The organism is Microbacter margulisiae, assembly GCF_014192515.1.
Taxonomy (GTDB): Bacteria; Bacteroidota; Bacteroidia; order Bacteroidales; family Paludibacteraceae; genus Microbacter; species Microbacter margulisiae.
Genome location: NZ_JACHYB010000002.1, coordinates 1,152,204 through 1,165,380 on the forward strand (window position 1 = coordinate 1,152,204; position 13,177 = coordinate 1,165,380).

Annotated in this window: 13 protein-coding genes; 5 read left to right on the top strand and 8 right to left on the bottom strand. The window is 37.0% G+C overall.

From position 1 onward, the window contains the following. Nucleotides 1-31 precede the first annotated feature (31 nt). On the bottom strand, nt 32-214 hold the full coding sequence (locus tag FHX64_RS13700) for a (2Fe-2S)-binding protein (RefSeq protein WP_183414402.1): 183 nt from the start codon (nt 212-214) through the stop codon (nt 32-34). A gap of 11 nt (nt 215-225) precedes the next feature. Next, nucleotides 226-1,860: a hydroxylamine reductase gene (hcp, locus tag FHX64_RS13705; RefSeq protein WP_183414549.1), complete on the bottom strand. Its 1,635-nt coding sequence runs from the start codon at nt 1,858-1,860 to the stop codon at nt 226-228. A 231-nt stretch (nt 1,861-2,091) separates the two neighbouring features. On the opposite strand from hcp, the gene FHX64_RS13710 reads away from it, so the two are divergent. Then, nucleotides 2,092-2,751 (top strand): Crp/Fnr family transcriptional regulator, encoded by a 660-nt coding sequence (locus FHX64_RS13710; RefSeq protein ID WP_183414403.1) that lies wholly within the window; start codon nt 2,092-2,094, stop codon nt 2,749-2,751. 63 nt (nt 2,752-2,814) lie between these two features. Here FHX64_RS13710 and FHX64_RS13715 read toward each other — a convergent pair whose 3' ends face one another. Together FHX64_RS13715 and FHX64_RS13720 are read right to left on the bottom strand one after the other, a co-directional pair. Beyond that, on the bottom strand, nt 2,815-5,001 hold the full coding sequence (locus tag FHX64_RS13715; RefSeq protein WP_183414404.1) for a glutamine synthetase III family protein: 2,187 nt from the start codon (nt 4,999-5,001) through the stop codon (nt 2,815-2,817). A 172-nt stretch (nt 5,002-5,173) separates the two neighbouring features. Then, entirely contained in the window at nt 5,174-5,608 is a 435-nt protein-coding gene (locus FHX64_RS13720; protein ID WP_183414405.1) for a hypothetical protein, read from the bottom strand. Nucleotides 5,609-5,760: 152 nt separating this feature from the next. Between FHX64_RS13720 and FHX64_RS13725 the strand changes: the two genes are divergently transcribed. Together FHX64_RS13725 and tsaE are read left to right on the top strand one after the other, a co-directional pair. Further along, the gene (locus FHX64_RS13725) at nt 5,761-6,756 is read left to right on the top strand and encodes a D-alanine--D-alanine ligase (protein ID WP_183414406.1); all 996 of its coding nucleotides are present in this window, start codon (nt 5,761-5,763) and stop codon (nt 6,754-6,756) included. 21 nt (nt 6,757-6,777) lie between these two features. Continuing rightward, complete coding sequence (gene tsaE, locus FHX64_RS13730; protein WP_183414407.1) at nt 6,778-7,194, top strand: tRNA (adenosine(37)-N6)-threonylcarbamoyltransferase complex ATPase subunit type 1 TsaE; 417 nt, start codon at nt 6,778-6,780, stop codon at nt 7,192-7,194. On the opposite strand, the gene FHX64_RS13735 is transcribed toward tsaE, so the two are convergent. Together FHX64_RS13735 and FHX64_RS13740 are read right to left on the bottom strand one after the other, a co-directional pair. Continuing rightward, nucleotides 7,195-8,025 carry a 1-acyl-sn-glycerol-3-phosphate acyltransferase gene (locus FHX64_RS13735; RefSeq protein ID WP_183414408.1) on the bottom strand — a complete coding sequence of 277 codons (831 nt, stop codon included), beginning with the start codon at nt 8,023-8,025 and terminating at the stop codon, nt 7,195-7,197. A gap of 6 nt (nt 8,026-8,031) precedes the next feature. Then, the gene (locus tag FHX64_RS13740; protein WP_183414409.1) at nt 8,032-8,526 is read right to left on the bottom strand and encodes an Lrp/AsnC family transcriptional regulator; all 495 of its coding nucleotides are present in this window, start codon (nt 8,524-8,526) and stop codon (nt 8,032-8,034) included. Between the two features lie 487 nt (nt 8,527-9,013). Between FHX64_RS13740 and nadA the strand changes: the two genes are divergently transcribed. Beyond that, a complete protein-coding gene (nadA, locus tag FHX64_RS13745; RefSeq protein WP_183414410.1) occupies nt 9,014-10,000 on the top strand; it encodes a quinolinate synthase NadA in 987 nt (328 codons plus the stop codon). A 92-nt stretch (nt 10,001-10,092) separates the two neighbouring features. Further along, a complete protein-coding gene (locus tag FHX64_RS13750) occupies nt 10,093-10,740 on the top strand; it encodes a phosphatase PAP2 family protein (protein WP_183414411.1) in 648 nt (215 codons plus the stop codon). Nucleotides 10,741-10,749: 9 nt separating this feature from the next. Here the strand turns inward: FHX64_RS13750 and FHX64_RS13755 are convergent, their stop codons facing one another. Further along, entirely contained in the window at nt 10,750-12,003 is a 1,254-nt protein-coding gene (locus tag FHX64_RS13755) for a peptidase U32 family protein (protein ID WP_183414412.1), read from the bottom strand. A 28-nt stretch (nt 12,004-12,031) separates the two neighbouring features. Beyond that, on the bottom strand, nt 12,032-13,099 hold the full coding sequence (gene mnmA / locus FHX64_RS13760) for a tRNA 2-thiouridine(34) synthase MnmA (protein ID WP_183414413.1): 1,068 nt from the start codon (nt 13,097-13,099) through the stop codon (nt 12,032-12,034). Nucleotides 13,100-13,177: the final 78 nt, after the last annotated feature.

The following is a 13,177-nucleotide window of genomic DNA, read 5'->3' on the forward strand; positions in this document are numbered from 1 at the left end:
ACAGAGGTTCTCCTCTTATAAGCAAAACAGGTTACAGGTTCAGTTCGTTCAAAATATCCTGAATGTCGTCCTGGCATTGACCGCAAACCGTTCCAGCAGTGGTCTCCTCCCCTACTTCCTCTACGGTTTTCAACCCTTTCTCCCTGATGGCTTTGACGATTGTACTTTTGTAAATCTCGTTACAGGTACAGATCAAAATATCTTTCTCTTCCATTGCTTTACAGTTTAATTAAGTCCGAATAATTTCATATCTTCTTCGACGGTAGTAATCGTCTCTACTCCAAACTTTTCTTTTGCAACGGCCAAAACATTAGGGGTAAAAAATGCGGGTAATGTCGGCCCGATATGCATATCTTTTATTCCAAGGTATAACAAGGCCAAATGTACAATGATCGCCTTTTGTTCATACCAGGCAATATTGAATACAATCGGTAATTCATTGATATCTTTCAGATTCAGGACTTCCTTCAGTTTCAATGCCACAACAGCCCAGGAATAGGAATCGTTGCATTGACCGGCATCCAACACACGGGGAATGCCATTAATGTCGCCGAGATTTAATTTATTGTAGCGGTATTTTGCACAACCCGAAGTCAGTATAACCGTATCTTTTGGAAGATTTTGGGCAAAATCGGTATAATATTCACGTGATTTCTGACGTGCATCACAACCTGACATCACTACCATTTTCTTTATTGCTCCTGATTGTACAGCATCCAGAATCTTATCGGCCAATTGTAACACCTGGTTATGCGCAAACCCGATAGTGATTTCTCCGCTCTCAAGCTGTGTGGGTGGCGGGCATTGCTTTGCCAGGGTGATAACCTCCGAAAAATCCCTTTGTCCATTTGGCAATTGCTTTGTCAAATGAGTCCATTCCGGCATTCCGGTAACACCTGTCGTAAACACGCGGTGATTATAAGTCGTATCTTTTCGCGGAGGGACCAAACAATTGGTAGTAAAGATGATAGGGCCGTTAAATACTTCAAAATCTTTCAACTGTTGATGCCATGCCCCGCCATAGTTTCCTGCCAGATGTTTGAATTTTTTGAATTGAGGATAAGCATTGGCTGGCAACATCTCTGAGTGCGTGTACACATCAATGCCGGTACCTTCAGTTTGTTCCAGCAAATCTTCCAGCTCTTTCAGGTCGTGCCCACTGATTAAAATACCGGGGTTCTTCCCTACCCCAATCTTTACTTTAGTTATTTCAGGATTGCCATAAGTCGATGTGTTTGCCTTATCTAACAACGCCATGCCTTTCACTCCATATTCCCCTGTTTTCAATACCCAATCCAGCATGCTATTCACGCTCATTTCGCGTGTAGTCATTACCAGGGATTCTTCAATAAACACATATAAATCACGATCTTCATAACCAAGCACAAATGCATGTTCAACGTAAGCGGCTAATCCTTTAATGCCATATATGACATATTGTTTCAAGGAACGGATATCTTCATTGGCATCGGTTGATTCAACCCCTATCTCAAGCGCCTTTGCTTCGAATTCTTCTTTCCCGTTGCCTGTCCACAAAACCGAGTCATGCTCAAACCGAACATTTTGCAATCTGCTTTTCAATGAATCACGTAACGCAATACCTGTCTTTATAGACTTGACAAACATTTCCGGATCAAAATTAGCATTGGTAATCGTTGCAAACAATGACTTGACAATGAACCTATCCTCTTTTTCTGTATTAATTGTTTGCTTTTTAGCCTCAAGTGTCACAAATGAAAGTCCCTTGCAGACATATACCAACAAATCCTGTAAATTTGCCACTTCATCCGTCTTTCCGCAAACGCCGCGAATTGTACATCCGGTATTTTTTGCCGCTTCCTGACATTGATAACAAAACATTGACATATAATAAAATTTAGAAATGAATACTCGGTTTTTGTGTCAACTCAAGATTGACATCTTTTTCGACCACAAAAGTAGTACACGCGAAACGGCAAAAACTGTAACATACATTACACTCCTAAATTTATAGCGCACAATTTCGAAGTATAAAAATCCATTTTATGATTTCGAATCATAAAAACTGCAGAGAATCATTATTTTTGTATGATAAAACACAATCACTACACTATGAAGCAATTACCCAAAAGTCCGTTATTCAAAAACATTCCGAATGACCATCTGGAAAAAATATTACACAATCAACCTGTTACAACCTTTAGCAAAGGAGAGATAGTAGCACTGCAAGGGGATCGGTGCGCTGCATTAATGATGATTCTTGAAGGTTCTGTACGTTGTGACATGACGGATCCGACGGGTAAGATGGTAACTATTGCTATCCTAAAAGCACCTGATATCCTAGCCCCTGCTTTTATTTACGCCACTAATAATCTGTTTCCCATCAACGTAACGGCAATCTCCCCGCTATCGATATTGACGATCGGAAAAGAAAGCTTTAGCAGGCTCCTGCAAGAAAATGCGAAAATATTAGACAACTATTTACGCATGATTTCAGATCACACACAATTTCTAACGGATAAAATCCGGTTTCTGAAATTTGGCACGATTAAAAGCAAACTAGCCCTGTTCTTTTTGGAGAAAATAAAAAACACAGGTTCTACCCACTTTATAATTCCAGAAAGCCAGCAGGCACTGGCTGATCTTTTTGGCGTAACACGTCCGGCTTTAGCACGCACAATCAGTGAAATGACAGAGGAGAAATTGATCGCAGTCGATAAAAAAGAGATCGTGATACTGAATCCATTGGGACTAAAGCACCTATGTATTTAAAAAGAAAAAGCGGCCGCTTCGCTCTGAAACAACCGCTATTTTTCAAACTGTTATCGCTGAAAATTATTTCATGAATAACAATTCACGATATTTTGGCAATGGCCAAATTTCATCATCTATCGTTTCTTCCAGCTTATCAATATGATAACGGATTTTATCAAAATATGGACGAACGGTAGTGCTATAAGCAAATGTTTTTTCTTCTACATTTTCAATGTTATTGGCAACTTTTCGAGCCTCAACCATTTCATAAGTCATTGTTTTGATGGCCACAATACGTTCACCAATCTCACGTACCAAGTTCTTCCTATCACTTGCCAATCTTTCGAACTCTTCGCTATCAAAGACTTCCTTCATACCACGAATATTCTCAATCAGACGGTTTTGATAAGCAATAGCAGTTGGTACAACATGGTTAATTGCCAAATCACCCAAAATACGAGCTTCAATCTGAATTTTCTTAGTAAATTTCTCAAACTCAACATCAACACGACTATGCAGTTCCACTTCAGAATAAACACCTAGTCCTGTAAGTAACTTAACTGATTCTTTATCAAGATATTTCTTAATAGCATCCGGAGCTGTCGTAATGTTGGTTAACCCACGTTTTGCAGCTTCTTCCACCCATTCCTTGGAATAACCATCCCCTTCAAAACGAATAGGACGGGATTCAATAATCAGGCGTTTCATAACATTAAAAATCGCTTCATCTTTCCCCTTGCCGGTTGCAATTAAAGCATCAACTTCGTCGGCAAATTTTGTCAATTGAGCAGCCATTACTGCGTTCAGAGCTGTCATAGCCGAGCCGCAGTTGGCAGATGAACCAACAGCGCGGAATTCAAAACGATTGCCTGTAAATGCAAACGGCGATGTTCTGTTTCGGTCTGTGCTGTCCAAAAGGATATCTGGAATGCGGCCAATTCCTAATTTCAATGCCGTCTTTTCTTCTGGCGTCATGCGCGAATCTGAAACTTTTTCAGCTAAGTTATCGAGCATATTGGTTAAATATGAACCTAAGAATACAGACAAAATTGCAGGAGGAGCTTCGTTAGCACCTAAACGATGCGAGTTTTCTGCACTCATAATAGAAGCACGTAATAAATCCTGATTATCATGTACTGCTTTCAGTGTATTCACGATAAATGACAAGAACAATAAATTGCCTTTGGGATTCTTAGCCGGGCTATATAAATTCACGCCTGTATTAGTGCTCAACGACCAGTTGTTGTGTTTCCCTGATCCATTGATGCCGGCAAATGGTTTTTCGTGTAATAAAACAGCAAAATTATGCTTTGGTGCAATATGTTTCATCAAATCCATCACAAGCTGGTTGTGATCATTTGCAAGATTTGCTTCTTCAAAAATCGGAGCACATTCGAACTGATTTGGAGCTACTTCATTATGTCTGGTCTTCAAAGGAATACCTAATTTATGACCTTCCAATTCCAATTCACTCATAAATGCCATCACACGGGTAGGAATGGATGCAAAATAGTGATCTTCCAATTGTTGATCTTTTGCAGAAGCATGGCCCATCAAGGTACGGCCTGTTAATGCCAAATCAGGACGTGCATTATATAAAGCTTTGTCAATCAAAAAGTATTCCTGTTCCCAACCTAAATTAGCATTAACCTTCTTCACATCTTTGTCAAAATATTGGCAAACACGTACGGCAGCTTTATCAACTGCACTCAAGGCACGAAGTAACGGAGTTTTATAGTCTAATGCTTCTCCGGTGTAAGCAATGAAGATAGTAGGAATACACAATGTGTGATCAACAATAAAAGCAGGGGAAGAAACATCCCAGGCGGTATAACCACGTGCTTCAAATGTATTACGAATACCTCCGCTTGGGAAGGAAGAAGCATCTGGTTCTTGTTGAATTAATAGTTTTCCGGAAAAACGTTCCAGAACTTCGTTATTTTCTCCAAAATCGAACAAACGTTCATGCTTTTCTGCAGTGGCGTCAGTCAAAGGCTGAAACCAGTGTGTATAATGAGTTGCTCCACGTTCTTTAGCCCACTTGCACATACCTGTTGCAACTTGATCAGCCACTTTCCGGTCGATAGTAGTTCCTTCTTCAATTGCTTCAACTACGGCTTTGTAAGCTTCTTTCGAAAGATAAACCTGCATTTTTTTCTTATCAAAAACATTGATTCCGAAAAAATTCTCAAGGTTAGATGGAGTTTGCACCTCTAGCGGTGTTCGAGTTGCTAGCTCTTGCAATGCGGAAAAACGTAATTTTGCCATAATCAATTCTTATTTTAATTTTATGGGAACAAAGATAGAATATCTTTTTTATATACTGATGTAGTTCAAATCAATTTTTGGAAAAAATAATAGTTAAATTGATTTTAGCCCTACTTTTTGACAGAAATATGAGCGAAAAATGATCATTTTTCTCATTGAACCCCCTAAAAAATCAATTTTCGACATCTAAAACTTCAATTGGATAACGAACCCATGCCTTGAAAAATCGAATGGATGATAAAAAAAGAGGGGTTCCCATGAAAAAATAGAAAAATGAAAGATCATAGGTAGGTAAAATATGGCTTTCGCGTAATAAAACACCGCCTGAAATCATTATTGCCATCAATAAGTAAGAGCGTTTACTGAAAAAAGAGAATACAGAAGGTTTTCGTTTCTCCAGTGAAATGATACGCTTTATATGCTTTGATGAGATTCGCAAAAAAAGTACTCTGAAAAAAAGAATTCCTCCCACTAAAGAAGCTGCTGTCTCAAGCTTCCATCCCTTTCTCAATTCAAAATATGTGGTGCTGCGCCAAAATAACATGCCGCTTGCGACTAACCACGCCATAGCAGCAACAAAAAGTAAATGACGTTTATCAATTCTCATCTTTGGAATATTCATTATCAGTTTTCTCTCAAATATATTTGCACAAAAATAGGGTAAAAAGACATTTTTGCTATCAAATGAACAAATTAAAGTAACTTTGTACGCTGATTCAGTTCATAAAATATTGTTGTATTCAATTATTAATCAATATCATGTATAAAAAATTGAACATTGCTGTTGTTGCCGGAGGAGAACAATCTGAAGTGGTTGTTTCCATCAAAAGCGCCAAAGGGATTGTCTCTTTTCTGGATAAATCAAAATTTAATCCCTTCATTACTGTAATTGAAAAAAACAACTGGCACGTTTTACTGGAAAGTGAATCAACTCTGCCAATTGATAAAAATCAATTTACCTTCAGGCTAAACGGACAAGAAATTCATTTTGATTGTGCTTATATCACGATCCACGGCATTCCGGGTGAAGATGGACGACTACAAGGCTATTTTGAAATGATTGATATGCCTTACACTTCCTGCAATGTACTAACTTCGGCCCTAACATATAATAAATATATTTGCAATCAACTACTTAAAGGATTTGGCATTTCTGTTGCTCCTTCTGTTCGGATAAAACGTAATGAACTCTATCAAGGTGAAAAGATAGTATCTGAAGTTGGGTTGCCTTGTTTCGTAAAACCTAATTTAGGGGGGTCAAGTTTTGGTGTTACCAAAGTAAAAGAGGTTAATAAATTGGAACCTGCTATTAAAAAAGCATTTGAAGAAGCAGAAGAAGTGTTGATTGAAAGCTTTTTAGAAGGAACTGAAGTTACTAACGGAATTTTCAAAACAAATAAGAGAGAAAAAGTTTTGCCCGTTACGGAAGTGGTATCAAAAAATGAATTCTTCGACTTCGATGCAAAATACAAAGGCCAAGTGGAAGAAATTACTCCTGCCCGTATATCTCCTGAATTAACACAACAAATTCAACAAACTACATCAAAAATATATAACATTCTGGGATGTAGAGGCATTGCCAGAATAGATTATATTATCACGAATGGAAATAAAATCAATTTATTGGAGGTAAATACCACTCCGGGAATGACTCCTACCAGTTTTATTCCTCAACAAATTCCACATGCCGGACTCACTGTTTCGGAAGTTCTATCTGAAATTATAGAAGACTCAATTGCTCTCTTTCATATCTAAAATTGATTCTATCTGTTACGTATGAAAATTCAAATTTCTTCACTTGAAAAACTTTCTGAAGCTGCAAAACAATTGATTCCTTTTTTGCAGAAACATAAGATCATAGCGTTTTACGGACCCATGGGTGTTGGAAAAACAACATTTATCAATGCTTTATGCAACGAGCTGGGAGTATCCGACAACATTAGCAGTCCTACTTTTGCCATTATAAATCAATATGATACAAAGACTGGCAACCCTATTTATCATTTTGATTTTTATAGAATCAATAAACTTGAAGAAGCATTTGATTTCGGATACGAAGATTATTTCTACAGTGGGAATTACTGCTTTATAGAGTGGCCTGAAAAAATAGAAACAATATTACCGGAAGAAACATTGAAACTTATTATTTCGGAAGAGCAGGATGGCTCCCGATTAATCTCTTTCGACGAATAATTATTGTATATGTTTTGCCGCTTTTTTCAGGGCGTAAGTCTTGTCATAAAGGAACTTACCAAATATTTTCGGATCCTTAAAACGGTTTTGTTCTTCGACCGAAATAGGTTCTCCTATCCGTAACCGGATAACTTTACCTTTTTTATTCACCACCTCCCTTGAGATAAACATCGACCTGATGATAGGATGAATAAGGCCTGTCAATAAAAAAAACCAACTGTTATGCCCGTAAAAATAAATAGGGATAATAGGAACTTTTGCCTTCTGAATAAACTTTACAGAAGACAATTGCCATTCTCTGTCTCTTATTTTAAGGCGCTTATCGATATGCGAAACTTGTCCTGAGGGAAAGAAAAAAAGAGGATGACCTTCATCCAGCCATTTTCTTGCAACTCGTAATCCGGGAAGACTCGACCGGTTACTTGTGTTTTTTTGAAATGGATTTACAGGAATAAAGTAAGGAGAAAGTGGCTTTATAAAGCTTAGAAAAAAATTAGTCAATCCCTTAATGTCAGGTCTTACATCACGAAGAATCCGAATTATTGACATCCCGTCATATGTTCCGTAAGGATGATTTGAAACTGTTACAAATCTTTCGTTATCAATAAAATAGTGTATATTTTCCGGATTTTCGACAAAAGTATCTACGCCAAACGACCTAAAAATCTCATCTAAAAATTCATGATCATTGTAACTCTTACTTTGTGCAAGCAGACTTACAGAGTAAATTTTTTCCTGTGCAGTAATTTTGTAAATGATCCTGGCTATTTTTCTTCCCCACTTTTTTTCAAAAAACGGTGAGACCTGACAAAATTCATCAAAACTAATCACGCACCTTTAATTTTTATCCTGTTCCGTATTTACCTCTTCTCCAAACACTGACAATTGTCTTCTGAAAATTTCCTCTAAAGAAAGCTGAAAGGTTTCAGTATTTGCAACCCCCGGAATAACAGCCAATTTATCCAGCAATAATCTTAGTAAATGACGGTTATCCTTAGCATAAATTTTTATGAACATAGCATATTTTCCGGTTGTATAATGACACTCGACAACTTCGGGTATTTCCTTTATATGATTTACAACATCTTGAAATTCAACATTGCTTTTCAGTACAATTCCTATGTAGGCACATGTCTGATAACCTACTTTATATTGATCTATTACAAATTCAGAGCTACGTATAACACCTTGTTGCATTAGTTTTTGAACCCTTTGATGAATAGCAGCACCCGATACGTTACATTCACGTGCAATTTCCAGAAAAGGAGTTCTTGCATTCTGCGATATGAAATGCAATATCTTTTTATCTAGTTTATCCAAAACATGTCCCATAGCTTATTGTTTAAGTTTCTTGCAAATGTACTCTTTTTTACGAATAAAACAATATGGGATAACCATTTATGATTCAAAATACTATAATTTACCGCCAAAAAAATCAAGTTGAAAATACTGTTGATTAGTTGTTATTAATTTGAGATATCTTTTTCATCAGAGTACTTGTTTTTGTTGCATATTTTCTTAAGCGAGCAATCAAATTTTTTTCCAAAAAGAGTTTTCAAAACTTATTCTGATTTCATCCACCCCTTTTTGAACTTACAGCAATTGTAAAGAGGTAATTTTCTTGTTAACTTTGTACTTTATGAATATCTTGTTGATAACTTCATTGTCTCGTAAAAATAAATATTTTACAGTCATCAAAACCTGTTGATTTCTTCTTCAAAAATATATTTCTTTCATGAAATCACCTTTCTTTGAAAAGTTATCAGCATTATCAACAATATATCATCATCAGAAACAAGTAAGACTTTAGATTTAAAATATGAATATAAAAAATAGTTGGTTGATAAATGGATTTGCGGATGAACATATTGACGATTCAATTGATCTGGTGAGTGAAATAAATCGATTGAAACAAGAAAAGAATGCTGTCATTTTAGCACACTATTACCAAAAGGATGAAATTCAGGATATTGCTGATGTTGTTGGCGATAGTTTGGCTTTAGCTCAACAGGCAACTCAATTAGAGGCTGATGTATTCGTGATGTCTGGTGTGCATTTTATGGCTGAAACAGTCAAAATTCTAAATCCATCCAAAAAAGTTTTGCTACCTGATATGCATGCAGGTTGTTCTTTAGCCGAAAGTTGTCCATATGACGATTTTAAGCTCTTTGTTGAGGCTCATCCTGATCATAAGGTAATTTCTTACGTCAATACCTCTGCGGCTGTAAAAACGCTTACTGACGTTGTGGTAACTTCAAGTAATGCCAGGCAGATTGTAGAAAGCTTTCCCAAAGATGAAAAATTGATTTTTGCTCCTGATAGAAATTTAGGAAACTATATAAATAGCGTCACAGGACGCAATATGCTTTTATGGGACGGCGCCTGCCATGTCCATGAACAATTTTCATTGGAGAAGATTTTAGATCTGAAAAATCAATATCCACAGGCTAAAATTTTAGCACATCCCGAATGTCAGCGTGTTGTTTTAAACGTTGCTGATTACATCGGATCGACACTTGCTCTTCTGAATTATTCAAAAACATCCGATGCAACTCAATTTATCGTAGCCACTGAGAGCGGGATTCTTCATGAAATGAAAAAAGCATCTCCGCAAAAGGAGTTTATTCCTGCTCCTCCTTTGGACAGTACTTGCGGATGTAATGACTGTAACTTTATGAAAATGAATACACTAAAAAAAATGTATTTATGTTTGAAAAATGAATTTCCTTTTATTGAGATTGATGAAACGGTTCGCTTAAAAGCAGAAAAACCTATTCGTAAAATGTTAGAAATGAGCAAAAAATGAAAGTATGAGAAGGACATGTAAAGTACATTTATGAATATCATAATCTTGACATGTAAGCTCCATATTTCCTTTAACAATGAAATTTTTATCGTATGAAAAGTAAAACTATATTTTTGATTGCCACTATTTTTTTTCTGCATTTTGGTATGGCAGAAAGCCAAACACTGGATGCTCGATGGCTTCACGCGATTAACACACACACAACTCCATTTCTCAATAGCAGTAGTACCTTTTTATCCAATACGACTCCTTATGTGTCAGTCGGTCTCCCGGTTGTTTTGCTTGGAGTTGGATATTTAAGTAATGACGAATCACTAACAGAAGGCGGATGGTACATGGGTTCTTCGTTAGTAATATCAAGCTTTTTTACATTAGCTACGAAGTATGCTGTTGATAGACCGCGTCCTTATGTTTCCTATCCGGGTTATATTCATCCTCGTGGGTTGGAAGGTAGTCCTTCGTTTCCGTCAGGACATACTTCTTTGGCTTTCAGTACAGCTACTTCGTTAAGTATGTATTGTCCAAAATGGTATGTTATTGTTCCTTCTTTTACATGGGCTGCTGCAGTGGGATATAGCCGTATGAACGAAGGAGTGCATTATCCATCGGATGTATTGGTTGGCGCTGTTTTTGGAGCTGGGAGTGCTTGGTTGACTTTTAAATTGAATAAATGGCTCAACAAACCTGTTCAACGTGTGTCACATCATACTTTGAGATGGTTTCATCATGCAGATAAATAAAAATATTGACTATTTTTTTCCCGGAATGACGTCGATCCATTTATAGATTTTGTCGTTACGATGTACTTTTTCAGCGACAGGAAGAGAAAAATAGGTACCTTTTTTTGCCGATTCCACAGGTTGCAAATCGACTCTGATTTCATTTACTTTTTCAAGCTGGCTTCCTGTTGTTGCGCCAACGAACAGTAATTCGTCTCCTATGTTGACTTCGTTTGTTTCTATAACGCATTCGGCAACACCAATTTGATTAAAATAATTGGTAACTTTACCAATGTAGAGTTTTCGCTTGGTGGCTTCAGAACCATAATTTTTACTCCATTCACCCAACCGTTGTCCTAAATAATATCCATTCCAAAAGCCTCTGTTGAAAACTTGCTTGAGACGCCTGTCCCATTCTGCAATTTTTTCATCTGTGAATGAATTGTCCAAATAAGCAATTATTGCTTCTTTATAGCAGGAGGCAACTGTTCTTACATATTCGGCGCTGCGTGCTCTTCCTTCTATTTTGAAAACAGTAACGCCGGCATCAATCATTTTATTGAGGAAATGGATTGTTTTCAGATCTTTAGGAGACATAATGTATTCATTATCTATCTCTAATTCAATATCTGAATCTTTGTCCTTTACCGTATAGCCTCTGCGACAAACCTGCATACATTCGCCCCGGTTAGCGGAAGCATTCATTTCATGAAGACTTAAATAGCATTTTCCAGACACGGCCATGCAAAGTGCACCATGGGCAAACATTTCAATTCGGACATGCTGATTATTTTTTCCTCTTATATTTTCATTGATAATTTGCTGATGGATAGCAGAAACCTGATCTAAATTAAGTTCCCTCGCTAAAACAACGACAGTGGCAAATTGTGCATAGAATTTTAATGCATCGATATTTGAAATGTTTAACTGAGTTGAAAGATGAACTTCCAGTCCGATCTGATTGGCATATTGCATGGCTGCAATGTCCGATGCTATGATAGCTGACACACCCGATTCTTTTGCTTTATCAGCGATCTTATGCATAAGCGAGATATCCTTATCATAAAGGACGGTATTTAAAGTCAGGTAGCTTTTAATGCCATTCTCTTTGCAAATAGATACAATCGTACTTAAATCATTTATGGTAAAGTTATTGGATGAGCGTGAACGCATATTGAGGTTTTCTATTCCAAAATAGATGGAATCGGCGCCTCCTTGTATGGCTGCCGTAAGTGATTCCCAGGAACCAACAGGAGCCATTATTTCAAAATCAGATAATTGCATAAGCTATATTTTCATTTTTGTAAGTGAGTTATTCTATAATCATCCCGCTTCCCAAACAAAGGCGCGAATCGCTGTCATAAATAACTCCGAATTGTCCGGCTGCAATGCCTTGAATTTTTTCTTCCGATTGAATCCGAAAAATATCATTTATTTTTTTCAATTTTCCTCTGGTAAATTCCGGAGTGTGACGAATCTTAAATGTAATCTCTTTTTCATCCTGAAAATCTCCCCAGATATCTTCGGTTATATATTGGAATCCTCGTAGATTAATTGTTTTTCCATATTGTGTTTCAGGATCATATCCGTTTGAAACATATAGAATATTTTCCTCTGGATTTTTTTTCACTACAAACCAGGGACCTCCGCTTAATCCCAAGCCTTTTCGTTGACCGATGGTGTGAAACCAGTATCCTTTGTGCTTACCTACAATCCGTCCGGTTTCAAGCTCTACGATCAATCCTTCTTTTTCTCCCAGATAACGACGGATAAAATCATTGTAATTGATTTTTCCAAGGAAACAAATTCCCTGGCTGTCTTTACGTTGTGCACTTGGAAGTTGCGCAGCTACTGCAATTTCACGCACTTCCTTTTTTTGAAGATGGCCGATAGGAAACATTAGTTTACTTACCTGCAAGTAATTAATCTGTCCTAAAAAATAAGTTTGATCTTTTACATGGTCTGCTGCCGTTGAAAGATAGGTTTTATCATTGATAATGGTGGTGGTGGCATAATGTCCAGTAGCTATTTTATCAAATTCTTTTCCCCATTTTTGTTCAAATGATCCGAACTTAATCAGCTTGTTACACATCATGTCTGGATTTGGAGTCAGGCCGCGTTTTACAGCATCAATAGTATAGCTGACTACATTTTCCCAATATTCTTCATGTAGCGAAACAATTTCAAAGCGGCAACCATATTTTTTTGCTATAAACGATGTAATTTCAATGTCTTCCTCAGATGGGCAGTCAACAAATCCGTCTTTTTCTTCCATCCCGATTTGGATATAGAAGATGGTGGGGTCATATCCTGCTTCTTTTAGCAAATGAACCATTACTGAACTGTCAACGCCTCCTGAAACTAAAGCCGCAATATTCATGAATAATTGATATCTATTTCTATTTTATTGATTTTAAGTAATATAATTCCTTATGAAAAATAGCTGGAATCTATATTT